The following is a 25,561-nucleotide window of genomic DNA, read 5'->3' as shown; positions in this document are numbered from 1 at the left end:
TTCGAGGAAGTCCGACACATGTCCGATGTGATCCAGACCGAGTGGCCCCGGCCCGGCATCCTGCTGATCCGGATGAACCGGCCGGAGGCACTCAACGCGATGAACGCCGAACTCATCGAGGCGCTGCACGGTGTGCTGGCCGAGGTGCGCCATAACTCGGAGGTACGGGCAATCGTCGTGACCGGTAACGGACGCGCCTTCTGTGCCGGTCTCGATCTGCGCGGATACGGCGCGCCGCCCGGCGCCGCCGAGGGGGAGGGGCGGGCGCAGGCGGGATTGCGCGTGCAACAGCACATCGCCGGATTGGTGGAGGCCTTTCGCGGTGTGCGTGCCCCGGTGATCGCGGCGATCAACGGTGCGGCGGCGGGCGGTGGTATGGCGCTGGCACTGATGGCCGATATCCGGATCATCGCCACTGACGCCGCGCTGCACGCCTCGTTCATCAACCGCGGCCTGTCCAATTGCGATATCGGCGTCAGCTGGCTGCTGCCGCGGATGATCGGCTTCGCCCGAGCCGCACAGATTCTGCTCACCGGACGGTCCGTCGCCGCGGAGGAGGCCGAGCGGATCGGCCTGGTGTCCTCGACAGAGCCCTCCGACCGGCTGCTGGATACCGCGCTCGACACGGCGGAGGCGATCGCCGGCAACAGCCCGTTCGGGGTCTGGATGACCAAAGAAGTCATGTGGTCCAACCTCGAGGCGCCGAGCCTGCACGCGGCGATCGACCTGGAGAACCGGACGCAGATCCTGGCCGCCACGACCCGCGACCATCGCGAGGCGGTGCATGCCTTCCTCGACAAGCGTGTGCCCATCTATCGGAACCAGTGACGGGACAACAGCTTTGACGACTGCATCGAACAGCGGGTGGGCGCGGTGAAGGTCGGCGTGATGGCCGGATACTGGGGCGCGCAACCGCCCCGGCGGATGGAACAGACGATCGCCGAGGCCGAGGCGCTCGGCGTCGACAGCTTCTGGACCGCCGAGTCCTACGGCTCGGACGCGCTCACGCCACTGGCCTGGTGGGGAGCCAAGACCAACCGGATCGCCCTGGGAACATCGGTCTGCCAGATCTCGGCACGCACCCCGACAGCGTTGGCGATGGCCGCGCAGACCATCGACCATCTCAGCGGCGGACGACTGATCCTCGGTATCGGCGCCTCCGGTCCGCAGGTGGTCGAAGGCTGGTACGGCCGCCCCTACCCCCGGCCGCTGGAACGGACTCGCGAATACGTCGCGATCATGCGGGCGGTGTGGGAGCGGACGGAACCGGTGACCTTCGCGGGCAAGCATTATCAGTTGCCCTACCCCGGCGGCACCGGGCTGGGTAAGCCGCTGAAATCCATCGTGCATCCGCTGCGCCGCGACATTCCGGTCTATCTCGGCGCGGAGGGGCCGAAGAACGTCGCGCTGGCCGCCGAGATCGCCGACGGCTGGACACCCCTGTGGTTCTCACCCAAGTCCGACGAGTTCTATCGCACCGCTCTGTCCGAGGGGTTCGCCCGCGACGGTGCCCGCCGCACGGCCGAGGACTTCGAGATCGCCAACGTCTGCTGGCTGTCGGAGGACGACGACGTGGATCGCGCGGCGGCCCGGCTCAAACCGGTGGTCGCTCTCTACGCGGGCGGGATGGGCGCGCAGGGCGCGAACTTTCACAACGATGTGTTCGCCCGCATGGGCTGGGGTGAGGTCTGCGCCGAAATTCAGCGTCTCTATCTCGGCGGCCGGGCCGACCTGGCCACACAAGCGGTGCCGACGGCGATGGTGGAGGACGTCGCCCTCGTCGGACCGGTCGACAAGATCTGTGAGGACATCGTGAATCGTTGGAAGCCAACCTGTTTGACCACCGTCATCCTCGGCGGGTGGCCGAAACCCGAATCCCGGGAACGGATCCTCGAGGCGGTGCGCTCATGACACTGGACCCCCGCACCCCGATTCTCGTCGGCGGCGGCCAGATCAACGAACGTGAGGGCGGCTGCGAGCCCGTCGACCTGATCGTCTACGCCGCCTCGCGCGCCGCGACCGAGGCCGGTACGGCGCGCCTGCTGGAACTGGTCGACTCCGTGCGGATCGTCGGCCTGCTGTCGTGGCGCTACCGCGATCCCGGCGCGCTGGTCGCCGAACGAATCGGTGCCACGCCGCGCCACACCGGGTACACCGGAAGCGGTGGCAGCACGCCGCAGGTGCTGGTCAACCAGGCCGCGCAAGATATCGCCGCCGGCCGCTGCGATGTGGTTCTGGTCGGCGGTGCGGAATCCTGGCGCACTCGAATGAAGCTGCGCGCGCAGGGGATTCGACCCCATTGGACCATCCAGGACGACACGGTAGCCGCGGCGCCGATGCTGGTGCCCGAGGTCCCGATGCGTTCGGATACCGAGAAACGGGCCGGACTCGACCGCCCCGCCTACATCTACCCCCTGTTCGAACAGGCGTTGCGCGTGTCCGCCGGGCGCTCCGTGGACGACCATCGCGCAGCGATCGGTGCCCTGTGGTCCCGTTTCAGCGAGGTCGCCGCGAGCAATCCGCACGCCTGGACCCAACGCGTGCACACCGCCGTGGAGATCGTCACGCCCAGCGAAACCAACCGGTGGATCGCCTGGCCCTATACGAAGCTGATGAACTCCAACAACATGGTCGAGCAGGGCGCCGCGCTGCTGCTGTGTTCGGTGGAAGTGGCTGCCCGGCTAGGGATTCCGCGCGAGAACTGGATCTTCCCGCACGCCGGAACAGAGGCGCACGACACCTACGACATCGCCCAACGCGGCGCCCTGGACCGATCGCCTGCGATCCGGCACGCGGGCGCGCACGTGCTGGAGCTGGCCGGAATCGGCGTAGACGAACTCGCCCACATCGATGTGTACTCGTGCTTTCCCTCCGCGGTACAGGTGGCGGCGCGTGAACTCGGCCTACCGACCGACGACCCCGCCCGCCCGCTGACCGTCACCGGGGGACTGACCTTCGCGGGCGGACCGTGGAACAACTACAGCACCCATGCCATCGCCACGCTGGCGACCAGGCTGCGACGTGCGCCGGGCAGCTACGGTTTGCTCACCGCCAACGGCGGCTACCTGACCAAGCACGCCTTCGGCGTCTACAGCAGCGAACCGCCGCGCGCGGGGTTCCGGCGAGTCGATGTGCAGGAGCGCGTCGACCGTGAGCCGACGGTACGCGCGCATCCGGGCTACGCCGGGCCCGGCGAGGTCGAGGCGTGGACGGTCGTCTATGACCGGACCGGAAATCCAGAGGCCGGATTCGTCGCGGCGCGAACTCCCGACGGCGGACGCACGCTGGCCTCCACCCGCCGATCGGCCGACGTCGAGCATCTCGTGAGCGCCGAGGTGACGGGGGCCGTTGTCGAGATCGGTGCCGACGGCGACCTTCGATTCGGTGGCGACTGACCTCTCGGCGGCCGATCCGAACCCGGGTTCCGCAGGCCGCGCATTGACCCGTTAAACCTAAAGGTTTAAGGTAAAAATCATCGTGGCGCCCGGCGTCACATCAGGGGAACGAGGAGAATTCGAATGCCTGATCAGGACTTTCGGGAACTGTACGAACGTCATGTCGGCGCCGTGGCCAAGGGTGATTTCAAAGCTGCCCTGGCCGATATGGTGCAGGAGAATCTGCCCGCGGTCTTCGACGGTGTGACTGTGCCGCGCGGTGAAGTGCGCGGTTTCCGCATCCACGACGTGCGCGCCGACGGCGACAAGCGGATCGGTGAAACCGTCTACGACACCCCGGAGGGGACAATCGGCTTGCGCTCGATCTGGGAGCTGCGCGACGGGGCGTGGAAGGCCGCGGGGCTGGAGAACTTCTCCGTGACCGGAGAATCGGCATGAGCGAGACACCGGCACTGGACCTGCCGTGGGGCCCTGCCGACGACGGACTGGATCGACCCTATTGGGACGGCCTGGTCGCGGGCGAATTGCGATTGCAGCGCTGCGGACACTGTGGCGAATGGATCTGGGGTCCGCAGTGGATTTGCGCCTCCTGTCACAGCTTCGATCCGGGCTGGGAGCCGGTCGAGCCGGTCGGCACCGTCTACAGCTGGGCTCGCAGCCACTACCCCTTCATCACCGAACTCGCCGACCGGGTGCCGTACGTGACGGTCCTGGTGGAACTGCCCGGAGCCGGAAACCGAAGGGTCCTGGGTCTTCTCGTCGACGAGGGCGCCGACACCGTGCGCATCGGTGATCCGGTGGTCGGCCGGATCGAACTCGATCCGGGGGCGATATGGCCCCTGCTGCGGTGGCGTCGAGTCGATATCGAAGGAGTACGAGCATGAGCACGACGACGCTGCGCGGCGCCGCCGCGGTTGTCGGCACAGCGGAACTGCACTACAAGCGCGGCCAGGCCCCGCACGGCGAATTGCGGATGACGCTGGAAGCCATCGTGGCGGCGTGCGCCGACGCCGGCATTTCGCCGCACGAACTCGACGGATTCGTCTCCTACGCCGGCGGCGGTCACGACGGCGCTACGCTCGGCGGCGCGCTCGGCGTCCGCGACGTGCGCTGGTCCACCATGATGTGGGGCGGTGGCGGTGGTACGGTCGCCGCGGCCATCAACAACGCCGCAGTCGCGATCGCGACCGGCCAGGCCGAGACCGTCGTGGTCTATCGCTCTATGGCACAAGAGGATACGGGCCGCCTGGGTTATGCGAAATATTTCTACGGACCCCACTACCTGGCGCACGGAGTCGGTTCTCCCGCCCAGGTCTGCGCCCTGCGCACCCAGCGATTGCTCGAGCACGACGGTGTGCCCCGCGAGGCGATGCGGGCGCTGGTTCTGGCGGCCTATCGGCACGCGCAGAACAATCCCACCGCCGCCGGATATGGCAAACCGCTGGACGAGGCGACCTACGACTCCTCACGACTGATCACCGAGCCGTTCCATCTGTTCGACTGCTCACGCGAGAGCGACGGGGCGGTGGCCCTGGTGCTGGTTTCCGGTGAACGCGCTCGCGCGTTGCGCCCGGACGCTGCCTATGTGCTGGCCGGAGCGCAGGGCGCGCCGGGCGGCTACTCCGCGATCATCGACAACGACGATCTCTACACCAGTGCGGGTTTCGCCGGCCGTCCCGGACGTCCCGGCGTCGCCGACCGGCTGTGGGCGGCCGCCGGTGTGACCCACGACGACGTCGACGTGGTACAGGTCTACGAGAATTTCAGTGGCCCCGCGGTCGCCGCGCTGATCGACCACGGGTTCGCTCCCGCGGGCCCGGCGGCCGGGGAGATCCTCACCGTCGACAACCTGACCGCCGGGATCGGGAAGCTTCCGGTCAACACCAGCGGCGGAAATATCGCCGACTCCTTCGTCAACGGCATGGGCCTGGCGGTCGAGGCGGTGCGGCAGATCCGCGGTACCTCCACCAATCCCGTACCGGGTGCGCGGCTTTCGCTGTTCATCGGCGGCCCGATGGCGCCGCTGGTCAGCTCGACGCTGTTCGGGCACGAAGACACCCTCTGACCTACCCGAGGACCGACTATGGACACCAATCAGGACCGAACCAGCCTGTTCGTCGACGGCCGGTGGGCTGCACCCGCGAGTGGCGCGACGGTCGAGGTGATCGAGGCCGCGACCGAGAAGGTGCTCGCCACGGCCGCGCTCGCGGCACCGGCCGATATCGACGCGGCGGTCGCGGCGGCCCGCGGTGCACTGGCTCCTTGGCGTGCCCTCGACGGCGCCGAGCGGGCCGATCACCTCGACCGTTTCGCGGCGGCGCTGAAAGCGCGGGCCAAGCAGACCGCCGTGCTGGCCAGCCGCGAGAACGGCATGCCGATCGCGACGTCGATCAATGTCAACGGCTACGCACCGGCACTGATGATCGAGTACTACGCCCGCCGGATCCGCGACATGGAACGAGACGAGCTGCGCCCCAGTGCTTTCGGGGGCCGCACGGTGGTCCGGCGCGAGCCGGTCGGGGTGGTCGCGGCCATCACGCCGTGGAACTACCCACAGTCGCTGGCCGCGATGAAACTGGCGCCCGCACTCGCCGCGGGCTGCACCGTCGTTCTCAAGCCCGCACCTGAAACCGCCTTGGACGCTTACGTCTTCGCCGAGGCGGCCGAGGAGGCGGGCTTGCCCTCCGGTGTGGTGAACATCGTGCCCGCGGACCGGGAGGCGGGAGCGTATCTGGTCGAACACCCGGGCGTGGACAAGGTCGCCTTCACCGGATCCACACCCGCCGGCCGGGCCATCGGGGAGGCATGCGGGCGGCTGCTACGCCCGGTGACACTCGAACTCGGCGGAAAATCCGCGGCGATCGTGACCGCCGATGCCGACCTGACGGAATTCGCGGCGAAACTGCTCGAGGTGTCGCTGGTGAACAACGGCCAGACCTGCCACGCCAGCACACGCATCCTGGCGCCGCGCTCGCGCTACACCGAAGTGGTCGAGGCGGTCACCGAAACCGTGCGTGCGCTGCGCATCGGTGACCCGCTGGACAAAACCACCCAGATCGGACCACTCGTCAGCGCCGCACAACGTGACCGGGTACTCGGCTACATCGAATCCGGGCGCGCGGACGGCTACCGGATCACCACCGGCGGCGGCACTCCCGACGACCAGCCGGTGGGCTGGTACGTCGAGCCGACGGTGTTCGACGGCGTCGACAACAACGCGCGCATCGCCCAGGAGGAGATCTTCGGTCCGGTCCTGACCATCACTCCGTTCGACACCGAGCAGGACGCGATCGCCCTCGCCAACGACTCCGCCTACGGACTCGGCGGCACGGTCTGGACCACCGACGAGGAACGTGGTCTGGCGATCGCCGACCGGATCGAGAGCGGGACGTTCGGCGTCAATCACTATCTGCTGGATCTGGGCGCCCCGTTCGGTGGAGTGAAGTCCTCCGGCCTGGGACGCGAGCTGGGGCCGGAGGGGCTCGCGCCGTATCTGCGTACCAAGTCGGTGTATTTCGGCACCTCGGCATCGACCGAACGGAGCCGGCGATGACTCTGCCCCTGGACGGAATCCGCGTCTTGGACCTCACCGACGGGCTCGGGGAATCCTGCGGCCGCTACCTGGCCGACCTGGGTGCGGAGGTGATCCGCGTCGAACCTCCGGGCGGAGCGTCCTCGCGTTCGGAGGCGCCCACCGCCGCCGGTACGAGTATCGCGTTCGCATTGCGCAACGCCAACAAACTCGGCATTACCCTCGACCTTGCCACGCCTGCGGGCGTCGATCGCTTCCGGGCGCTGGCGCGGGATGCCGATATCGTCGTCGAATCGACGCCGCCAGGCTACCTGGCCGAGCGCGGCATCGACGCGGCCGAGATACGTTCTGCTGCACAGGGTCTGGTGTGGACATCGATCAGCCCTTTCGGCCGCACCGGCCCCTACTCGGGGTGGGCGGCCACCGAGGAGGTTCTCTACGCGATGTCCGGAGTGCTGTCGCGTTCCGGCGCTCCCGGCGCCGAGCCGCTGCTGCCACCCGCGGGACTGGTGGAGGGGACCGTGGGCGCCCACGCGGTGTGGGCTACCTTGCTGGCCTATCGGCGTCGGCTCGAGACCGGTCGCGGCGAGACCATCGATCTGTCGGCATTCGAAGCGGTGGTACACGGTTTCGATCCCGGCTTCGGCACCCAAGGCTCTGCGGCGGCCGGGCGCTCGGAGGACTTCCCGCGCGGCAGGCCGAACGCCGCCGACTTCTATCCGGTCTTCGCCTGCAAGGACGGACACGTCCGGATCTGTCTGCTGGCCAAGCGCCAATGGCGCGCCATGTACGAATGGCTCAGCGCGCCAGCCGAATTCGCTGATCCGAAATACGACACCATCCCCGCCAGGTTCGCCGCGGCGAGCGCTCTGCACCCTTTGATCGGTGCCCTTTTCGCTACCCACACGCAGGCGGAACTGGTGGCCGAGGGCGCGCGCCGGGGCGTGCCCGTCGGAGGCGTGCACACCCTCGCCGAGGTGTTGACCACCCCGCATTTTCAGGAGTCCGGCGCACTGATCGACACCGAAATCGTGCCGGGGGTGCGGGCCAAGACGCCTTCGGGTTATGTCCTCGTCGACGGGCACCGGGCCGGAATCCGCACGCGCGCACCGCAACCCGGAGAACACGACGACCTCGTGCGGCCACGAGGCCGCCACACCGCAGCGGCGGGCACCGCGGATCCGTCGGCGGCCCCACTCGCCGGACTCCGAGTCCTCGACCTCGGCGTGATCGTCTTCGGCGCGGAGCTCAGCAGGCAGTTCGCCGACTACGGCGCCGATGTGATCAAAATCGAGAACGCGAACTTTCCGGATGGCCTGCGTCAGTCGAAACGTGGTGCGGCACTGGCGGCGTCGGTCGCCTGGGGACATCGCAACAAACGCAGCCTCGGCCTGGACCTGCGTAACCCGGAGGGCGCGGCGATCTTCCGGAGACTGGTGGCCGACGCTGATGTGGTGCTGGCCAACTTCAAGCCCGGCACGCTCGCGGCCATGGGCCTGTCCTACGACAGTCTCGCCGAGATCAACCCCGGCATCGTCGTGTCGGAATCCAGCGCATTCGGTGCCACCGGGCCGTGGCGCACCCGGCTGGGCTACGGCCCGCTGGTCCGCGCGTCGTGCGGAGTGTCGGCACTGTGGCGGTACCCCGGCAACGAGGAACTGCTCTGCGACGGGCAGACCGTCTACCCGGACCACATCGCCGCACACATCACCGCCGGCGCGGTGCTGGCCGCGCTGATCGCCCGCACCCGGACCGGCCGGGGCGCCGATATCCAAGTGGCGCAGGCCGATACCGCACTCGTCCAGCTCGGGACCCAGCTCGTGGCGGAGAGCCTGAATCCGGGATCGGTGACCGCGCCGGGCAACGCGGATCCGCACCGGGCGCCCGGTGGCGTCTACGCCTGCGCGGGGGACGACGAATGGTGTGCGGTGACCGTTCGCGACAACGAGGACTGGCGTCGGCTGTGCGAGGTCGTCGGGCGTAGCGAGCTGATACACGACGAGCGGTTCGCCATTGCCGCGCAACGGGTCCGCCATCGCGAACCGGCCGACGCACTACTGGCCGCGTGGCTGCGCGAGCGCGATCCGCAGCAGGCGGCAGCGACGCTGCAGGCGGCGGGGATACCTGCTGGGCCGATGCTGCGGCTGCCGCAGCTGCTCACCGACCCGCAGCTCACAGCCCGTGAGACCTACACGCTTGTCGAGCACGAGTTGCTCCCTGCGCGCCTGCCGGCCGCTGCACGGGCAGCCGGTTTCGCCGAGATCGCCGATCCGCCGATGCGGCCCGCACCGCTGCCGGGGCAGCATACGCGCGAGATCTGTTCGGAGCTGCTCGACTTGGAGCCGGAGGAGATCGACGAGCTGGTGCGCGCGGGAGTGCTGCAATTGCCATCCGGTGAACCGGAACGGACTGCGGTTCGATCCTGAGTAAAACTATCAATCATAGGTTTAAATCGGACTGTAGTGTCCGCTAATGCGTCGACGGACTGTCGGTCCGGCGACGCATTAGTGCTGTTAAATGCCGTTTCAGTCGGGTAGGTCGATGGGAGACGATATAAATGACAAAATGCGTCCGTTGTTGACGTGTGTCGGTTTCGACGCTACTGTGATGTGACGCCATTCACAGGTGGTCACCTCAGTCGACTGACCCGTGACCACAGCAAGTCGGTACGCGAGGGCGCATCTCGGCGCTCGGAGAAGTCACCCGCGCCGACGCCGGTCGGCATTCGGAAAATGCAGTGAGAGAAGGATTTCCATGGGACGTCTCGAAGGCAAAGTCGCTTTCATCACCGGTGTCGCGCGTGGGCAGGGTCGCTCGCACGCGGTGCGGCTGGCGCAGGAGGGTGCCGCGATCGTCGGTATGGACATCTGCGCGCAGATCGATTCGGTGTCTTATCCGATGGCCACCGAGGAAGATCTCGCCGAGACCATCCGACTGGTGAAGGAGGCCGGCGGGCGGATCGTCACCTCGATCGGCGACGTCCGCAACCGCGTCGACGTCCAGCGTGCCTACGACGCCGGTGTCGAACAGTTCGGCTTCGTCGACGTCGTCGTCGCCAATGCCGGCATCATGCCGGTGATCGACCAGGGCGTCGAACCGCAGGCGTGGCACGATGCCGTCGACACCATGCTTACCGGGGTGTGGCACACCCTCGAGGCGGCCGTCGCGCCGATGATCGAGCGCGGGAAAGGCGGCTCGATCACGATCACCAGTTCCGCGGCCGGGCTGACCAGTATGGGACTCAACACCTTTCCGGGGCAGGCGGGTTACTCAGCCGCCAAGCACGGCGTCGTCGGGCTGATGCGGCTGTACTCCAAACAGCTGGCCAAGCACTCGATCCGGGTGAACACGATCCATCCGACCGGTGTGAACACGCCGATGGTGGCCAACGCCGAATACGGCGCCTTCGTGAATTCCCATCCCGAGGTGATGAACGACGAGGCCTACAAGAACCCGATGCCGGTCGAGCTGATCGAGGCGGTCGACGTCAGCAATGCCCTGGCCTTCCTCGCCTCCGACGAGGCCCGATACATCACCGGCGTCACCCTGCCCGTCGACGCCGGCTACAACAACCGCTGAGAAAGGAATGTCGATGACCACCACCGACACCGCCGTCGCCGCACCGACGGTCGCCGACCGGGAACAGGTCTTCATCGGAGGGCGCTGGGTCGACTCGGCCGGCGCCGAATGGATCGACCTGATCGACCCGTGGAGTGAGCAGCGCGCCGCCCGGATCCGCAGCGCCACCGCCGACGACGTCGCGCGAGCCGTCGAAACCGCCCGGCGCAGTTTCGATTCCGGCGTCTGGTCGGCGAAGACCATGGCCGAGCGGGCCGACGTGATCGACGAGATCGGCACCCGCCTCGAACGGCGGATCGAGGAATTGACCACCATCGGCGTGCTCGAGGTCGGGGTGCCTGTCAGCGTCAGCGGGCCGACGCAGCAAATGAGCGCGGGACTGTTCCACGCGGTGGCCGCCGAGGCGCGCCGGTTCGAGCAGCGCGAGGATCGAGTACGCGCCGACGGCGGAGTATCCCGGATTCTGCGCGAGCCCACCGGTGTGGTCGCCGCGATCATTCCGTGGAACGGGCCGATCGGCACGATCGCCTTCAAGGTTGCCCCGGCGCTGGCCGCCGGATGCTCGGTGATCCTCAAGGCCGCACCCGACGCACCGCTGTCGCCTTCAGTGTTCGCGGACGTGATCGCCGAACTGGTCGAGGAGGGCTTGCTGCCCGAGGGCGTGGTCAGCGTGCTCGTGGCGGATCGTGAGGTCTCCGAGAAACTGGTGACCGACCCGGGCGTCGACCACATCACGTTCACCGGTTCCACGGCGGCCGGCCGCCGGATCGCGGCGCTCGCGGGCGACCGGATCGCCCGCGTCTCATTGGAATTGGGCGGGAAGTCCGCCGCGATCGTGCTCGACGACGCGGATCTGAATCACGTCTTGCAGTCGTTGCCGATGGGCGGATGCATGCAGTCGGGGCAGGCTTGTATCGCGCTCACCCGGGTGCTGGTGTCGCGCCGGCGTCACGACGAGGTGGTCGGTGCGCTGGCGGCGGCGTACGGGGCGTTGCCGATGGGAAACCCGTGGGAGCCGCAGAACTTCCTCGGCCCGCTCGCCGGGGCGCGCCACCGCGACCGGGTGCAGGGCTACATCGATTCCGCGGTCGCCGACGGGGCTCGGGTCGTGGTCGGGGGAGGCGCACCCGAGGGAGTTACCCAGGGATACTTCGTCGCACCGACGCTTCTCGATGGAGTGCGCAACGATATGCGCATTGCCCAGGAAGAAGTGTTCGGCCCGGTGATCTCGGTGATCACCTACGAGGACGAGGACGACGCGGTCGCAATCGCCAACGACTCGATCTACGGTCTGTCGGGTGCCATTTACACCGAGGATCTGGATCGCGGTTACGCTCTGGCGCAACGAATTCGCACCGGAACGGTCAGTGTGAACGGTTCGGTCATCGACTTCACGCTGCCCTTCGGCGGGTACAAGCAGTCCGGAATCGGTCGGGAGGGCGGCGTCGAAGGGCTCGAGGAGTTCTTCGAGACCAAGACCGTGCACATGCCGGCCGCGCAGCAATAGCTCGAACGGGCTTCGGCCACAACGTGATACCGGAGGCCCGGTCTGCCGACCGGGCCTCCGGCGAGTGTATGACGGCGGTCCGCCTATACCGAAACCGACGAGGTTTGCGAATCCTCGGTCACCGCGCCGTTCTCGTTGCGCATGACTCCGTAGAGGAAGCTGCGCACCATCTCCTCGTACAGGCCCTTGGAGGTGAGCGTGTTCTGCGCGAGCGCCCGGGCGAGTACCGGCTGGGACTCGGGGTCCACGTTGGGGAAAATCGTGGTGCGCGTACTGGCCCCGCGCACGGCGTCGGTGAGGGCCGCGCCCAGGGTCAGCCGCTCCATTCCGTCGAGGATCTGCACGTGCAGGTGCGTCGGAACACCGGAGGCTTCGAGGAATCGCGCCGTCTCCTCGTAGGTGCCGATGAGCAGATCACGCGGCAGATACTGCAGCAGAATCGGCGCGGCGTTGGGGTGGCGCAGAATGGACCGGCGGAAGTTGAGTGCCAGCTGTACGAAGAACTCCGGCCAATCCGGCCCGGGTTTGCGGCGCGGGATCGGGCCCGCGCCGGCGATGTGGCGGGCGACCGCCGACAGGATCGCCGATCGGTCGGCGAAGTGGTGGTACAGCGAGGGCGCGCTCACACCGATGTATTTGGCGAGTTTCGGCAGGCTGAACGCATCGAGGCCCTCCGAGTCGATGATCTCGATGGACGCCGCGATCACTGCGGAGCGGCTGATCAACGGTTGCGACGGTCGGGGCATCTGCGGCTTTCCACTCGGGTTCGCACCAGGTCAGTTACCTAGCGCCTTTAAATTTGATGGTAGCCGGTGCCCGTGTGGTGGCGGGGGTTCGCCACCGTGTCGGTGAGGAACTCGAGCAGACCGCCGGTCAGGACGTCGTTGTCGTCCCCGCCGACCATATGACCGGCTCCGGCCACGGCGATGTGGCGGGCGCCGGGAATCAGCGCCAGCAGATCGCGGACGCCGTCGTCGCCGACCACATCGGACCGGTCGCCGCGAAGCAGCAACGTGGGCACCGAGATACGGCGCGCGGCGTCCCGCGCCCACTGCTCGCGCGCACCCGCGCGTTCGGGGCCGTTGTCGCGCTCGCTGAGGATGCGCGGATCCCAGTGCCAGTACCAGCGGTTGTCGCGCAGCCGCAGATTCTTGCGCAGACCGTCCGGGCGAGGCGGCCGGCGGCGGTGTGGGTTGTAGGCGGCGACCGCGTCCGCGGCCGCGTCGAGCGAGTCGAATCCGGCCAGCCCGTCGCGCATGAAGGCGGTGATCCGGTCGACGCCGGCCGGTTCGGACTTCGGCGTGATATCGACCAGCACCAAGGCGCGGGCCAACCGGGGATGGTCGCCTTGCGCCACGAGCGCGGCCAGTCCACCCATCGACGCACCGACCAGCGCGACCGGCCCGGCGAGCGAGCCTGCCGCGGCGACCACGTCACGCGCATGCGCGGTGATCGCGTAATCGCCGTCCGCGGCCCAGTCGCTGTCGCCGTGGCCGCGCGCATCGACCGCCAGTGCATGCCAGCCGTTTTCGGCCAGCCGGGCACCGGTTCGCTGCCACGAATGCCTGGTCTGCCCACCGCCGTGCAGCAGCATCACGGTGCCCGGCGCGTCGCCGTCGGCGCGCCAGTGGTCGGCAACGAGGGTGACGCCGTCGCCCGGCAGTCGGACGACGGTGGCGGGAGCTGGCATGGGTGTCGGTTTCCTTCGTTGCGATACGGGAGTGGTTCAGTGCCCGGAGGTTCCGCCGTCGACGGCGAGCGTCGACCCGGTGATGTAGCCCGATGCGGGCCCGGCCAGGAAGACGACCGCGGCGTCGATCTCGCGTTGGGTTGCGGTGCGCCCGAGTGAACAGTTCCGCAGGAATTCCGACAGGGTGCCGTCGGCCATCTCGCCGATCATGTCGGTGTCCACGAAGCCGGGGGCTATCGCGTTGACACGGATTCCTTTGCGTCCCGACCACTGGTGGGACAGGTCGCGGGTGAGCCCGATCAGACCGGCCTTGCTGGAGGCGTAGGCGGCCTGCGGCAGCACCGATTTGACCAGGCCGAGCATGCTCGAGACATTCACGATGCTCGATCCGGGCCGCATGACACGCGCGCAGGAGCGGGCTGCCCAGTACGCGCCGAACAGGTTGACCTCCAGCACCTTTCGATAGTCGTCGGGATCTTCGCGGGTCGCTGGTGCGGCATGGGTGACTCCGGCATTGTTGACCAGGATGTCCACCCGGCCGAATGTATCGATCGCGGCCCGGGCCAGGTCGTCGCATTGGTCGGGGTCGGTCACGTCCGTCGGCACCACCAGGCAGCGCCTGCCCAGTGCCGTAACGGAGTCGGCGACGTTCTCGAGCTTGTCGCGGCGGCGGGCGGCGACGACCACATCTGCGCCCGCCTCGGCCAGCGCACGCGCGAAACCCGCTCCGAGTCCGGTGCCGGCCCCGGTGACCACCGCGACGCGGTCGGTGAGCCGGAAGAGGTCGAGAACCGATCCGCCGCAGTGGTCAGCCGTGTCCATGCGCTCTCCTGTCGAGTTCCCGGATTCCTATCATCTATAGGTTTATACGGGTACCTTGCGATACGCAAGCGGCCTCTAGCTGGATGTTGCGTACATTAAATCTAATGGCTTAAGATTTAGAGAATGGCTGTAGTGAGCGGATCGAGTCGATGAGAGAAGATCGGGTGCCCCGCAGAATGCGGGTGATCGGCAAGGAAGTGGCGGCCGTCGGGGTCGTTGCCGTGACGCTGGCCGACCCCGACGGTGGGCCGGTGCCCGCGTGGGAACCCGGCGCTCATATCGACCTCGTCCTCGGTGACATGACCCGGCAGTACTCGCTGTGCGGTGATCCGTCCGATCGGGAATCGCTGACGGTCGCCGTCCTGCTGGAGCCCGAGGGGCGCGGCGGTTCGGCGTATGTGCACGACAAACTCGAGGTCGGCGACGTGATAACGATTGCCGGCCCGCGCAACGCTTTCGGACTGTCCGAGGCGGCCTCCTACCTGTTCATCGCGGGCGGTATCGGCATTACACCGCTGCTGCCGATGCTGCGCTCGGTCGACGCCCGCGGCGTGCCGTGGCGGCTGCTCTACGGTGGCCGCACGCGCACGAGTATGGCCTTCGCCGACGACCTGGCCGCAGCGCATCCGGATCGCGTCGACGTGCGCCCGCAGGACGAATGCGGCCTGCTGGACCTCGACACCGCGCTCGACGGCCTGGGTCTGGGCGGGGCTGTGTACTGCTGCGGGCCGGAGCCGCTGCTGCGGGCCGTCGAAACCGCTTGTGGTGCACGTGATCACCTCACCTTGCATGTAGAGCGATTCGCGCCGAAGGCGGCGGATCCGAATGCGGCATCTGATTCGTTCGAGGTCGAACTGGCGCGAACCGGCGCGGTGGTCACGGTCGGTGCCGATGAATCCGTACTCGCCGCGCTCGAACGCTCCGGCGTCGATGCCGAGTTCTCCTGCCGGGAAGGCACCTGCGGGACGTGCGAGGTCGCGGTGCTGCGTGGGCGGCCCGATCATCGCGATTCCGTTCTCACCGAGGATGAGCAAGCCGCCGATGACGCGATGATGATCTGCGTCTCCCGAAGCCACACCCCGAGACTCGTCATAGATCTCTGAAAACGCCTCCGCCGCTATCGAATCCACATGTCAGGAGATGATCCGTGTCCCAGCAGGAACCCGCAGCGCGCTACGAAGTGAACGGCCACGTCGCGCTGGTGACCTTGAATCGGCCCGACGCGCTCAACGCCGTCAACTCGGACCTGTCCGCAGCGGCCGGAACGGCGCTCGAGCGAGCGGCCGACGACCCGCAGGTCCGCGTCGTGGTTATCACCGGCGCCGGCCGGGCGTTCTGCGCCGGGGCCGATCTCAAGGAGCTCGCGGCCGGCAATCAGGTCTACGACCCCGAACATCGGGAATGGGATTTCGCCGGAATCGTGCGCCATTGGATTCCTAAACCCGTGATCGCCGCGGTCAACGGCTTCGCGCTCGGGGGCGGCACCGAAATCGTGCTGTCGGCGGATCTGGCCGTGATCGACGAAGGCGCCTCGCTGGGGCTGCCCGAAGTAACCCGCGGACTCATCGCCGCGGCCGGCGGCGTTCTGCGCATTCACCGGCAGGTGCCGCCGAAGGTCGCGGCCGAGATCGCGCTGACCGGCCGCCCGATCTCGGCAGCCCGGGCGTTCGAGCTCGGATTGGTCAATGCCGTGGCTCCGGCGGGCGGGGCCCTCGCTGCCGCGCTCGAGCTGGCCGAGGTTGTCGCCGCCAACGCGCCGGTGGCCGTGCAGGAGAGCAAACGCGTCCTGCATGAGAGCGCTATGGCGCACAACGGCTGGGCCGAGGGGGACTGGAGGCTCAGCCGCGCCGCCACCCGGGTGGTGATGAGCAGTGAGGACGCCAAGGAGGGACCGCGGGCTTTCGCTGCGAAACGCAAGCCGAACTGGAGCGGGCGATAACAGGGAGCACATGGTGAAACATGTGACAAATATCGATTGACGTAATATGTAAGTAAATGTAGTGTGGGTCACACCGTCGGACGGGGGCGAATACTCCGCGCCGTATTCGGTGCCCATCGCGAATCATCCAGAATCCCGACGCCGGATCACCGGCTGTCCCGGCTCGTGAGTCACCCGGAGTAAAGCTCCGAAACCACTGAGCCCGAGGCCATTTCACAACGAGAAGGACCACAATGGCTGCGACAATCGCTTCCGCCCTGTACTGGTGGGCCGACACCACACCGGACCGGCCCGCCCTGATCGTCGAAGACGAGACGCTCACCTATCGAGAGCTGCAGGACTGGTCGAGCCGCGTGGCGCGCCGCATCGCCGAATCCGGCATCCAGCAGGGCGAGCGGGTGGGCGTGCTGGGTCCGAACTCGCTCACCTGGCCGGTCCTCGCGCTCGGCGTGCTGAAGGCGGGAGCGGTGCTGGTGCCGCTCAACCCCCGGCTCACCGCGGCGGAGTTGCGCAAGGTGCTCGACGATTCGGGCGCCGTGCTGACCATCGCACCGGCCGAGTTCGCCGAACGGATCGAGCAGACGCGAGCCCTCGGTCGTGACTTCCGGCCGTTGTCCTTCGACGACTTCACCGAGCTGCGGGCGGGCGAACGAGACGATTTCCGTATCGACGTCGAGCCGGACGAGCCCGTCGCGCTGTTGTTCACCAGCGGTTCCACCGGGCTGTCCAAGGGGGTCATCTGCACCAACAGGACCCTGCTGAGCATCGTCTTCGAGGCCACTCTCACGGAGGAGGGCTTCCGGCCCGGCTGTACGTCGTTGCTGCTCCTGCCGCTGGTGTTCACGCCGGGCCTGGTATGGGGTCTGCTGATGTCGGTGGTCTTGGGCAACACGCTCGTCGTCGAAAAGGAATTCCGCCCCGGCCGAGCGGTCGGGCTGATCGCGCGGTACCAGGTCAACGCCTTGTTCGGGGTTCCGCTGATCTGGGAATCCATCGCTCGCAGTGCGGAGTTCGCCGATACCGATTTGTCGTCGCTGCGTACCGCGATCGTCGGCGGTGCGGCGGTCGCGCCGGCTCTGTTGCAGGCCTGGGCCGACAAGGGTGTGGCCCTGCGGCAGATCTACGGAATGACCGAGGCGGGTGGCGTGGCGACCGCGACCACGCGGGACGAAGCCTTCAGTCATCCCGAAAGGTGCGGCACCGGTTCGATTTTCACCGAATTGAAGGTGGTGCGCCCCGACGGCACCGAAGCCGCGCCGGGGGAAGAGGGTGAGATCGTGGTCCGCGGGCCCGGCGTCACCCCGGGCTACTGGAACGACGCGGAGACCACGGCCCAAGCGCTGCGCGACGGCTGGCTGCACAGTGGCGATCTGGGTACCAGAGACGAACGCGGCCGGGTGAAGTTCGTCGATCGGATGAAAGATCTGATCATCACGGGAGGTATCAATATCTCACCGGTGGAGATCGAGCGCGTCATCGCCGATCTGGATGGAGTGGAAGAGGTCGCGGTGATCGCCGCAGCGGACGAACGGTTCGGTGAGACGCCCGCGGCGATCGTCACCGTCAAGGGGGCCGTCGATGCGGCCGCGATCGTCGCGCACTGTGATGGGCTGGTCGCCGATTACAAGGTCCCGCGCTATGTCGTGATCCGCGACGAGCCGTTGCCCAGGCTCCCCAGCGGCAAGCTGTCCAAAACCGCCATCCGCGCCGAGTACCGCGATGTGGCAGACCGATTCGAGAAGGTGCGATGAGCGTGAACGCCGAAGCCGCGACCGCCGAGGGCAATCCGGTCCTGATCGAGCAACGGGGTGAAATCGCGATCGTGCGTCTGCATCGTCCGGACCGGCTCAACGCGTTCACCGATGAGATGTGCGAGCACATCATCGCCGCATTCGACGAAACCGACGCCGACGATACGATCCGCGCGGTCGTACTCACCGGCAGCGGCCGCGCGTTCTGCGCCGGAGCCGACCTCGCCGCCGGCGGGGACACCTTCGTCCTGGGCGACGACCCCGATACCGGTGGCGCGCCGGCCGACCAGGGTGGCCGGGTGACACTGCGGATCTACCGGTCCCTCAAGCCGGTGATAGCCGCGATCAACGGGCCCGCTGCCGGTGTCGGCGTCACGATGACACTGCCGGCCGATATCAGAATCGCCTCGGACACAGCTAAATTCGGATTCGTATTCACGCGTCGCGGGCTGGTTCCCGAGGCCTGCTCGACCTGGTTCCTGCCCCGCATCGTCGGCATCTCCACGGCACTGGAGTGGACCCTGAACGGTCGCATGGTGAGCGCGAAACATGCCCTCGACTCCGGCTTGGTCCGCGAACTGGTGCGTGCCGAGGAGGTACTGGACCGAGCGATCGAGCTCGCCCGCGACCTGGTGGCCGGCACCGCTCCGGTCTCGGTTGCGCTGACTCGGCAGCTGATGTGGCGCATGCTCGGAGCCGGCAATCCTGAGATCGCGCATCGAGCCGAATCGCAAGCAATCTACGTGCGCGGTGTATCCGACGATGTTCGGGAAGGCGTCGAATCCTTTCTGGCCAAACGGGATCCGCAGTTTCCGGACCGGGTCTCCGGCGACCTGCGTGGCATGTTCGATTTCCTGCCACGCTGACCTGGACTCGTCAGACGAGCCCAGCAACCGGAACCCTCTGTCTACCTCCACCTTGGCCGCGCAGCTGTCGTGGGGTCAAGTGGTCGCAGGTTCAAACCCTGTCAGCCCGACCTCACGTTTTCGAGACGTCGCCGCGCGCCCACCGCTCGAAAACCTCCCGGTTGTCGGGCGCGGTCGCGGGGATGTCGATGTAGTGGGCTTTGGCCACCGCCTCGGTGTTGCCGAGCTGTCGCGCGGCCCGCTCGGGGTCACCGTTGGCATTGTCGACCACCGTGGCGACCACCCGGCGGAACGTGTGTGGCGTCACCCAGGCGTAATTCTCGCCCCGTGCGGCCCGCCAGGCCCGCCCGAAGTTTTTGGGGTTGCGCAGCGAGCCATTGCGGGCCGGAAACAGCACCGCGTGGGGGTTCGGCTGACCGGTCACCACGAGGTCCTTCATCGCCTCCCGGCACGCTTGCACCGCATGCTCCGGTAGCGGCATCCTGCGCCAGTCGTGCACCGAGGTCGACCCCTCGACCCTGCGCACCCCCGTTTCGACGGGCTGCACGTGCGCCGGCTGCGCAGCCGGTTCACCGACGTCTGGGATGGGCACGAGAGCGAGATGCAGCCCTACCCGGTGCAGCGCATGATCACCATCCCGATCCGCCATGCCGCCGCCTGGAATTCGGTGGCCGGCCACATGAATCTTGCCGCCTGCGAGGCCGTCGTTCTGCACAACGACCTGCCCAGCGCGGGCGCTTCCGCCGCCTGACCGAGGAAGCGGTCGCGGCACTGGAGAACTCGGCCGAGCGAATCAAGCTGTCCGACAGTCCTATCGCCGCCGAAATCGCCGACGCCCGCATATCGCCGTCGTCCACAGTGTCGAACGCCGGGGACTGCGTGCGTCGTGATGTTTCGCGACGAAGCCGTGATCACACCGTGCTGATCGAAGGTAGCGGCAAGGACGCGTTCGCCGATGGCGCTGAGCTACCATCGGTTTCGCTCTCCGGCTCCGAATAAGACTCCGCTTCAACGACTTCCGAGCAGCACTGGCGTGGGAGCAGCGCATGTCGATGCGATGTTCACGCGGAAGCTATTCGGGCACTCCGATGTTTACTGGACGGTAGCCATGGCTAATCCGTTCCCGGGTTCTCCCTGTTTCACCCGATCGAAACTGCTCGACCTCTCACTGATGCGCCCCTGATCGATTACTCGCTCCGGACCGCATCGGCCGCAAGTCAGAATGTTCGTCGAAAGGACTGAGGGACAGTGCATCACCTATGTTCGAGCTCGGCCATGGTTTCGTCGGCCGGTGGTGGCCGGTGACAGCCGAGATGGAGATCCTCGAACTGACAGACGAGTTCTACCAGGATCCGCATGCGACCTATCGGGTGCTGCGCGAGCGCGGTCCCCTCCATCGCATTCGATTGGACGGTGTGGTCGGCTGGTTGATCGTCGATCACGACGTGGCCAAGCAAGCCTTGGCCGAGCCGACCATCAGCAAGCGCATCGGGTCGCCCGAAGGACAGGCCGTGCTGGCCAAAAACGGTGCGGCCGAGATGTTCAACACCGCCATCAGCGACAACATGTTGTTCGCCGATCCGCCTCAGCACACGCGTTTGCGCCGCCTGGTGGCGAAGGCGTTCGCGGGCCCGGCCATCCGCGATCTGCAACCGAGAATCACCTCGATCGCCGACACCCTGCTCGACGACATCAGCGCGCGAACGACTGTCGACCTCATCGACAGTTACGCGTTCCGGCTGCCGATCGCGGTGATCTGCGAGCTGCTCGGAGTGCCCGACGACGACAAGGCAGACTTCCGCTCGTGGACCGCCGTCGTGGTCGGCGACACGGCCACGAACGAGGAACGCGCCGCCGCCGGGGTCGAATACTTCACCTACCTGACGAAGTTGATCGCCGAACGCACCGAGGATCCTCGTGACGATCTGCTCTCCCAGCTGATCATCGCGAAAGACCACGAAGACGGGCTGGACCAGCAGGAACTCATCGCCATGCTGCTCCTGCTGCTGATAGCGGGGCATGAGACCACGGTCAATCTGATCGGCAACTCGGTACTCGAGCTACTGCGCGATCCCGCAATGGCGGAGCGGTTGCGCACAGACCCCGAAGCCATACCCGCCTACATCGAGGAGATCCTGCGCTGCCAGGGGTCGCTGCACTTGGCCACGGCTCGCTACACCACCGCTCCGATCACATTGGGCGATCGAGACATCGACGCGGACGAATTCATCCTCATCTCGCTCGCCGCCGCCAACCGCGATCCCGCCCGGTTCGCCGAGCCGGACCGGATCGACCTCGAACGACCCGAGAGCCGGCACATCGCCTTCGGACACGGCATCCATCACTGTCTCGGTGCCGCCCTGGCACGCATGGAGGCCACGACCGCGATCTCGAGGCTGCTGGCCACCTTCCCAGCTCTGTCGCTCGACGGGGAATTCACCGATCTGACGTGGCGAAAGAGTCTGTTGATTCACGGCTTGACCAGCCTGCCGGTCCGGCTTGCCGCACGCACGGATTCTCGCACCGGGCCCCTCACCGACGCGGACCGCGTCTCCGTCATGGCCTGACCCGGCCGTCGATACGACGAGTGGTACATCGCGGCAATCGCATTCCGGCTCGGCCCCAGCGATGTACCACTCATCGGTCAAGGTGCCAGGAGAGCGACGGGCACACGGGTTTTCGACGCGCTCGACCGGATCGGCGGAAGAGTTCATCGCCACTCGAATAGGTTGGGCCGCTCGGGGTTCCAGGACTTCTGCGGGGCCGCCTGTCGGCGTTTGCTGTTTCCGCGGCTCGGGATCGCTCCCGCAGCTTCCGCATGTCGGCGCCGATCGATTGCACCACCGGTGGCTCCACGGCTTCGTGCGCCTGCCGATATGGTCCGAAGGACGGGTCCGGGCGAAGGAGGCGGCGATGGTTGTGACGGCGGAGACGGGTGTCGCGGCACCGGAATGGTTCACCCAGGCCATCGCGGAACTGCCCGAACATCGTGAGGTCGACGTCGCGGGTGGTGTCGTTCATCTGCGGTGCTGGGGCCGGGAGGGGACGGCCGGTGTGGTGCTGGTGCACGGCGGATCGGCGCATTCGGGCTGGTGGGACCACATCGCTCCGCTGTTGGCGGGTACGCACCGTGTGGTGGCGCTGGATTTGTCCGGTCACGGTGACAGCGCCGTGCGATCCCGATATCCGATCGAGGGCTGGGCGGACGAGGTGATGGCCGCTGCCGAGGCCGGCGGGATAGCCGGACGGGCGTACGTCATCGGGCACAGCATGGGTGGGCGGGTGAGCGCCGTCGCGGCTGCTCGGCATCCGGAATCTATGGCGGGTCTGGTCGTCATCGATTCTCCGTTTCAGGAGCCGTCGCAAGACTCCATCGTCCGTCAGTTGCTCCGCCGACCGAAGACGTACCCGACGCGGGATGAGATCTGTGGCCGGTTTCGAACCGTCCCGGACCAGGCGGTTCTGCTTCCTTACGTCGCGCGGCACGTGGCGGAGGGATCGGTGCGAGACACCGGTGCCGGGTGGGGCTGGAAGTTCGATCCCGAGATGTTGCGCAAGCGCCTCGAAGACGGGCGTATTCCGCCCCTCGGCTCGCTGCGGGCCGTGGACGCATCCGTGCTCTACATCCGATGCGAACGTGGGTTGGTGACGCGGGAGCGGGCGCTGGAGATCGCGAGCTTGTTCGGGCGACCCGCGACGGTGGTCGAACTGGCCGAGGCCGGTCATCACCCGATGATGGATCAACCGCTTGCCCTGGTGGCGACCTTGCGAACCGTCCTCGCCCAGTGGGATTCGCGCGATCGACCGGAATAACGGCGTAGCCCGCGCCGTTCGACGTCTTATGCCGAAACCTTTCTCGGAAGCCGAGCGTCAAGAGTTCCTGGCGGGCAAGCACATCGGAGTGCTGTCGGTCGCGGCTACCGACGGGCGTCCGCCCGCCGCCGCACCCATCTGGTACGACTACACCCCGGGGGGCAATATTCGCATCAACACCGGCGCGGCACGCCGCAAGGCCAGGCTGGTGCGGGAAGCCGGCGTGGTGACACTGACGGTGCAGCGCGAAGAGTTGCCCTATCAGTACGTCATCGTCGAGGGCACGGTCGTCGATGCCGAGACCCCCTCGCCCCGGGACGCGCGGGTGAGTATCGCCAGCCGCTATCTCGGTCCGGAGGAGGGCCGCGTCTTCGCGGACCGGATGGACGGCAACGACTCCGTACTGTTCACCATCCGCCCCGACCGCTGGATCAGCCAGGACTACTCGGGTGATCTCTGACAGCACAGGTCGGGCGTCCGGTCGGCGAAGTAGTGTGCTCGCCACGGCAGGTCCAGCCGAGTTCTTCGCCTGGTGCGGCGACGTAGCCGTCCACGTTCATGCCGAACGTCAGTTTCCGAGGAGTATCGGTCACGCCATCGAGGCAGATCTTCGGCTCGTGTGAGATTCGAGCACATCGCGCCGGGCCGTGACCGATCGGAAGGTGAGCCGATCGACGAACGCCGTAGAGTTGAGTCAGGCAGTCGGTGGCCGCACGAGCAGACAGTGGAGGCGAAGTATGACCGATGAGGAGATCGTCGTCGAGTTCGCCCTGACCAGGTTGGACAACAGGAACGGCGACTTCGATCTGGAAGATGTTGCCGCCGCCGTGGTGCGCCGTCTGACTGATGACCAGAGGCTCGACCTCGCGACCCGTAACCTCGCCGCACGAGATGAGTTGCGGGGAGCGGTGTTCGAGTCGGCGGTCGAGCACGTGCTCAGGACTGTCTTGATTGCCCGAGGCCCTGTCGATTGACGCGGCGCGGGGGCGTTGACAGTGCTGATCGAATTGCGGCGAACGGCCGGTCGACCGGCGCTGTCGTGGTGTCCGATGGCGAGCGGGTTCGTCAGCCGGCGGGCACCGGCGGATGCTCGGAATGCGGAGTTTGAGCGGCATAGTCCATGTCGCGGGTCTCGCGGACGCCCAGCAGTGCGACCAGTGACAGCAGACCGGCCGCCGACAGATACAGGCCGACTGTGGCGATGTTGCCGTCGGGCCGCCATAACGCGACCGCGATGATCGGCGCCAGTGAGGCGCCGAGTACGCCCGCGAGGTTGTACACGACCGCGGACCCGGTGTACCGGACGTCGGCGGGAAACAGCTCCGGCAGTAGCGATCCCATCGGCCCGTAGCTCAGCCCCATCAGGGCTAGGCCCACGATGACGAACGAGACACTGAGCGAAACCGATCCCGCGACGGTGAACCACGGCTGGAACAACAACCCGAACACCGTGACCGCGGCGAGGGTCGCCAGCAGTGTCCGCCGTCGGCCGATCCGGTCGGTCAGGAGACCGGCCACCGTGGTGAACAGGGCGAAGAACACCACGCCGATCAGCAGAATTGTCAGGAATCCGGTGCGGCTGAACCCGAGGCCCGCCTTCGCGTCCGAGGCCGGATGCGCGGCCGCGGTGCCATAGGTGAGGGTGAACGTGGTCATGAGATAGAACAGCACGTACGTCGACACGCACAGCAGGGTGCCGAGGACGAGATGGCGCCAGTGGGTGCGTACGAGGCGGGCGGCGGGCACCCGCGCGATATTGTCGGCGGCGGCGACATCGGTGAAGACTCGGCTTTCCACGATCTGCAACCGTACGTAGAGGCCGACGACGACCAGGATCGCGCTGAGTAGGAACGGGATTCGCCAGCCGACGTTGTCGAAGGCGATGGTGCCCGTTCCGTCTGAGTGCGCGGGCATGATCGCGGTGAGCAGCAGGAACACCCCGTTCGCGAGGAAGAACCCGATGGGTGCGCCCAGTTGCGGCAGGCTTCCGAACAGCCCCCGCCTTCCTGCCGGTGCGTTCTCCGTGGCCAGCAACGTGGCGCCGCTCCATTCACCACCGAGTCCGACGCCCTGCACGAAGCGCAGCACCGCCAGCAGCACGGGCGCCCACAGTCCGGCGACGGCGTAGGTCGGCAGGCATCCGATCAGCACGGTCGCGGTGCCCATGATCAGCAGCGAGGAGACCAGTGTGCGTTTGCGTCCGATGCGGTCGCCGAAGTGTCCGAACACGACCGAACCGATCGGGCGCGCGAAGAATGCGAGCGCGAAGGTGACGAACGACGACAACTGTGCCGCGGTCGGACTTTCGTGTGGAAAGAACAACTTCGGGAACACGAGCACCGCTGCCGTGCCGTAGATGTAGAAGTCGTAGAACTCGATCGACGTGCCGATCAAACTCGCGACCACCACTTGTGATCGCCGATTGCCTGGGACGGAGTCGGTCCGGAGTTCGGTCATACGGCAGTTCCTTCAATTCATACCCGAGCGGTGCGCGGGCCGATTGTCCCAGTCTGGCTCATGCGGCATGCACGACCTGCCCCGCTACCGAGTCCGTCGATCGAAGGAACCGCAGCACTGATATTCGGCGCGAAGGGAGTTGAGCTCACTCCCGGATGTTCGTATCGGCACGAGGGTGAGCTCGGCCGGCCGCCCAGGACGGTCCGAACA

Annotated in this window: 24 protein-coding genes; 19 read left to right on the top strand and 5 right to left on the bottom strand. The window is 67.2% G+C overall.

Going from position 1 to position 25,561, the window contains the following annotated elements:
• Positions 1–18: 18 nt before the first annotated feature.
• The 10 genes from ON23_RS15880 to ON23_RS15835 all read left to right on the top strand — a co-directional run bounded on the left by ON23_RS15880 (position 19) and on the right by ON23_RS15835 (position 12,013).
• The gene (locus tag ON23_RS15880) at positions 19–828 is read left to right on the top strand and encodes an enoyl-CoA hydratase-related protein (protein ID WP_039779059.1); all 810 of its coding nucleotides are present in this window, start codon (positions 19–21) and stop codon (positions 826–828) included.
• Between the two features lie 45 nt (positions 829–873).
• The gene (locus ON23_RS15875) at positions 874–1,911 is read left to right on the top strand and encodes an LLM class F420-dependent oxidoreductase (protein WP_039779128.1); all 1,038 of its coding nucleotides are present in this window, start codon (positions 874–876) and stop codon (positions 1,909–1,911) included.
• A complete protein-coding gene (locus ON23_RS15870) occupies positions 1,908–3,395 on the top strand; it encodes an acetyl-CoA acetyltransferase (RefSeq protein ID WP_039779058.1) in 1,488 nt (495 codons plus the stop codon). Before ON23_RS15875 ends, ON23_RS15870 begins: the two co-directional genes overlap by 4 nt.
• Before the next feature lie 123 nt (positions 3,396–3,518).
• Positions 3,519–3,833, top strand: coding sequence for a hypothetical protein (locus ON23_RS15865; protein WP_039779057.1), 315 nt, complete (start codon positions 3,519–3,521; stop codon positions 3,831–3,833).
• Positions 3,830–4,279, top strand: a complete 450-nt coding sequence (locus tag ON23_RS15860) for a Zn-ribbon domain-containing OB-fold protein (RefSeq protein ID WP_039779056.1) — start codon at positions 3,830–3,832, stop codon at positions 4,277–4,279. The genes ON23_RS15865 and ON23_RS15860 overlap by 4 nt, the downstream gene beginning before the upstream one ends.
• Positions 4,276–5,460 carry a thiolase C-terminal domain-containing protein gene (locus ON23_RS15855; protein ID WP_039779055.1) on the top strand — a complete coding sequence of 395 codons (1,185 nt, stop codon included), beginning with the start codon at positions 4,276–4,278 and terminating at the stop codon, positions 5,458–5,460. Before ON23_RS15860 ends, ON23_RS15855 begins: the two co-directional genes overlap by 4 nt.
• Before the next feature lie 18 nt (positions 5,461–5,478).
• The gene (locus ON23_RS15850) at positions 5,479–6,948 is read left to right on the top strand and encodes an aldehyde dehydrogenase (RefSeq protein ID WP_039779054.1); all 1,470 of its coding nucleotides are present in this window, start codon (positions 5,479–5,481) and stop codon (positions 6,946–6,948) included.
• Positions 6,945–9,353, top strand: a complete 2,409-nt coding sequence (locus ON23_RS15845; protein ID WP_039779052.1) for a CaiB/BaiF CoA transferase family protein — start codon at positions 6,945–6,947, stop codon at positions 9,351–9,353. Before ON23_RS15850 ends, ON23_RS15845 begins: the two co-directional genes overlap by 4 nt.
• A 328-nt stretch (positions 9,354–9,681) precedes the next feature.
• On the top strand, positions 9,682–10,506 hold the full coding sequence (locus ON23_RS15840; protein ID WP_039779050.1) for a mycofactocin-coupled SDR family oxidoreductase: 825 nt from the start codon (positions 9,682–9,684) through the stop codon (positions 10,504–10,506).
• A gap of 13 nt (positions 10,507–10,519) precedes the next feature.
• A complete protein-coding gene (locus tag ON23_RS15835; RefSeq protein ID WP_039779126.1) occupies positions 10,520–12,013 on the top strand; it encodes an aldehyde dehydrogenase in 1,494 nt (497 codons plus the stop codon).
• 83 nt (positions 12,014–12,096) lie between these two features.
• Here ON23_RS15835 and ON23_RS15830 read toward each other — a convergent pair whose 3' ends face one another.
• Genes ON23_RS15830 through ON23_RS15820 form a run of 3 tightly spaced genes read right to left on the bottom strand, consistent with a single transcriptional unit; the run spans position 12,097 to position 14,525 of the window.
• Positions 12,097–12,759 (bottom strand): TetR family transcriptional regulator, encoded by a 663-nt coding sequence (locus ON23_RS15830; RefSeq protein ID WP_039779049.1) that lies wholly within the window; start codon positions 12,757–12,759, stop codon positions 12,097–12,099.
• A gap of 47 nt (positions 12,760–12,806) precedes the next feature.
• Positions 12,807–13,703 carry an alpha/beta fold hydrolase gene (locus ON23_RS15825; RefSeq protein ID WP_039779047.1) on the bottom strand — a complete coding sequence of 299 codons (897 nt, stop codon included), beginning with the start codon at positions 13,701–13,703 and terminating at the stop codon, positions 12,807–12,809.
• A gap of 36 nt (positions 13,704–13,739) precedes the next feature.
• Complete coding sequence (locus ON23_RS15820) at positions 13,740–14,525, bottom strand: SDR family NAD(P)-dependent oxidoreductase (protein ID WP_039779044.1); 786 nt, start codon at positions 14,523–14,525, stop codon at positions 13,740–13,742.
• A gap of 149 nt (positions 14,526–14,674) precedes the next feature.
• Between ON23_RS15820 and ON23_RS15815 the strand changes: the two genes are divergently transcribed.
• From ON23_RS15815 to ON23_RS15800, 4 genes are all read left to right on the top strand, one after another.
• Positions 14,675–15,628: a PDR/VanB family oxidoreductase gene (locus ON23_RS15815; protein ID WP_039779043.1), complete on the top strand. Its 954-nt coding sequence runs from the start codon at positions 14,675–14,677 to the stop codon at positions 15,626–15,628.
• 44 nt (positions 15,629–15,672) lie between these two features.
• Entirely contained in the window at positions 15,673–16,464 is a 792-nt protein-coding gene (locus tag ON23_RS15810; RefSeq protein WP_039779042.1) for an enoyl-CoA hydratase-related protein, read from the top strand.
• 233 nt (positions 16,465–16,697) lie between these two features.
• Positions 16,698–18,215 (top strand): class I adenylate-forming enzyme family protein, encoded by a 1,518-nt coding sequence (locus tag ON23_RS15805; RefSeq protein ID WP_039779041.1) that lies wholly within the window; start codon positions 16,698–16,700, stop codon positions 18,213–18,215.
• Complete coding sequence (locus ON23_RS15800; RefSeq protein ID WP_051042744.1) at positions 18,212–19,081, top strand: enoyl-CoA hydratase-related protein; 870 nt, start codon at positions 18,212–18,214, stop codon at positions 19,079–19,081. Before ON23_RS15805 ends, ON23_RS15800 begins: the two co-directional genes overlap by 4 nt.
• 112 nt (positions 19,082–19,193) lie before the next feature.
• On the opposite strand, the gene ON23_RS35985 is transcribed toward ON23_RS15800, so the two are convergent.
• The gene (locus ON23_RS35985) at positions 19,194–19,580 is read right to left on the bottom strand and encodes a site-specific integrase (RefSeq protein ID WP_157170231.1); all 387 of its coding nucleotides are present in this window, start codon (positions 19,578–19,580) and stop codon (positions 19,194–19,196) included.
• Between ON23_RS35985 and ON23_RS15790 the strand changes: the two genes are divergently transcribed.
• The 5 genes from ON23_RS15790 (at position 19,575) to ON23_RS15770 (ending at position 23,868) form a co-directional block, all read left to right on the top strand.
• On the top strand, positions 19,575–19,832 hold the full coding sequence (locus ON23_RS15790; protein ID WP_157170230.1) for a hypothetical protein: 258 nt from the start codon (positions 19,575–19,577) through the stop codon (positions 19,830–19,832). The two genes, ON23_RS35985 and ON23_RS15790, sit on opposite strands and share 6 nt — an antisense overlap.
• A gap of 550 nt (positions 19,833–20,382) precedes the next feature.
• On the top strand, positions 20,383–21,648 hold the full coding sequence (locus ON23_RS15785; RefSeq protein WP_157170229.1) for a cytochrome P450 family protein: 1,266 nt from the start codon (positions 20,383–20,385) through the stop codon (positions 21,646–21,648).
• A gap of 346 nt (positions 21,649–21,994) precedes the next feature.
• On the top strand, positions 21,995–22,894 hold the full coding sequence (locus ON23_RS15780; protein WP_039779122.1) for an alpha/beta fold hydrolase: 900 nt from the start codon (positions 21,995–21,997) through the stop codon (positions 22,892–22,894).
• A gap of 28 nt (positions 22,895–22,922) precedes the next feature.
• On the top strand, positions 22,923–23,354 hold the full coding sequence (locus ON23_RS15775) for a pyridoxamine 5'-phosphate oxidase family protein (protein WP_039779037.1): 432 nt from the start codon (positions 22,923–22,925) through the stop codon (positions 23,352–23,354).
• Positions 23,355–23,631: 277 nt separating this feature from the next.
• Positions 23,632–23,868, top strand: coding sequence for a hypothetical protein (locus ON23_RS15770; protein WP_039779035.1), 237 nt, complete (start codon positions 23,632–23,634; stop codon positions 23,866–23,868).
• A 91-nt stretch (positions 23,869–23,959) separates the two neighbouring features.
• Here the strand turns inward: ON23_RS15770 and ON23_RS15765 are convergent, their stop codons facing one another.
• A complete protein-coding gene (locus ON23_RS15765; protein WP_051042741.1) occupies positions 23,960–25,351 on the bottom strand; it encodes an MFS transporter in 1,392 nt (463 codons plus the stop codon).
• Positions 25,352–25,561: the final 210 nt, after the last annotated feature.

This window comes from Nocardia cerradoensis NBRC 101014, assembly GCF_000308535.1.
GTDB lineage: Bacteria > Actinomycetota > Actinomycetes > Mycobacteriales > Mycobacteriaceae > Nocardia > Nocardia cerradoensis.
This window is presented reverse-complemented; position numbering and strand designations above follow the sequence as displayed.

Bases quoted from the DNA above. Each gene is read 5' to 3' on its own strand.
- ON23_RS15860 (WP_039779056.1), top strand. From the start codon at position 3,830: ATGAGCGAGACACCGGCACTGGACCTGCCGTGGGGCCCTGCCGACGAC.
- ON23_RS15880 (WP_039779059.1), top strand. From the start codon at position 19: ATGTCCGATGTGATCCAGACCGAGTGGCCCCGGCCCGGCATCCTGCTG.
- ON23_RS15815 (WP_039779043.1), top strand. From the start codon at position 14,675: ATGAGAGAAGATCGGGTGCCCCGCAGAATGCGGGTGATCGGCAAGGAA.
- ON23_RS15765 (WP_051042741.1), bottom strand. From the start codon at position 25,351: ATGACCGAACTCCGGACCGACTCCGTCCCAGGCAATCGGCGATCACAA.
- ON23_RS15830 (WP_039779049.1), bottom strand. From the start codon at position 12,759: ATGCCCCGACCGTCGCAACCGTTGATCAGCCGCTCCGCAGTGATCGCG.
- ON23_RS15865 (WP_039779057.1), top strand. From the start codon at position 3,519: ATGCCTGATCAGGACTTTCGGGAACTGTACGAACGTCATGTCGGCGCC.
- ON23_RS15775 (WP_039779037.1), top strand. From the start codon at position 22,923: ATGCCGAAACCTTTCTCGGAAGCCGAGCGTCAAGAGTTCCTGGCGGGC.
- ON23_RS15805 (WP_039779041.1), top strand. From the start codon at position 16,698: ATGGCTGCGACAATCGCTTCCGCCCTGTACTGGTGGGCCGACACCACA.
- ON23_RS15855 (WP_039779055.1), top strand. From the start codon at position 4,276: ATGAGCACGACGACGCTGCGCGGCGCCGCCGCGGTTGTCGGCACAGCG.
- ON23_RS15780 (WP_039779122.1), top strand. From the start codon at position 21,995: ATGGTTGTGACGGCGGAGACGGGTGTCGCGGCACCGGAATGGTTCACC.
- ON23_RS15770 (WP_039779035.1), top strand. From the start codon at position 23,632: ATGACCGATGAGGAGATCGTCGTCGAGTTCGCCCTGACCAGGTTGGAC.
- ON23_RS15835 (WP_039779126.1), top strand. From the start codon at position 10,520: ATGACCACCACCGACACCGCCGTCGCCGCACCGACGGTCGCCGACCGG.
- ON23_RS15845 (WP_039779052.1), top strand. From the start codon at position 6,945: ATGACTCTGCCCCTGGACGGAATCCGCGTCTTGGACCTCACCGACGGG.
- ON23_RS15820 (WP_039779044.1), bottom strand. From the start codon at position 14,525: ATGGACACGGCTGACCACTGCGGCGGATCGGTTCTCGACCTCTTCCGG.
- ON23_RS15825 (WP_039779047.1), bottom strand. From the start codon at position 13,703: ATGCCAGCTCCCGCCACCGTCGTCCGACTGCCGGGCGACGGCGTCACC.
- ON23_RS15840 (WP_039779050.1), top strand. From the start codon at position 9,682: ATGGGACGTCTCGAAGGCAAAGTCGCTTTCATCACCGGTGTCGCGCGT.
- ON23_RS15850 (WP_039779054.1), top strand. From the start codon at position 5,479: ATGGACACCAATCAGGACCGAACCAGCCTGTTCGTCGACGGCCGGTGG.
- ON23_RS15800 (WP_051042744.1), top strand. From the start codon at position 18,212: ATGAGCGTGAACGCCGAAGCCGCGACCGCCGAGGGCAATCCGGTCCTG.
- ON23_RS15870 (WP_039779058.1), top strand. From the start codon at position 1,908: ATGACACTGGACCCCCGCACCCCGATTCTCGTCGGCGGCGGCCAGATC.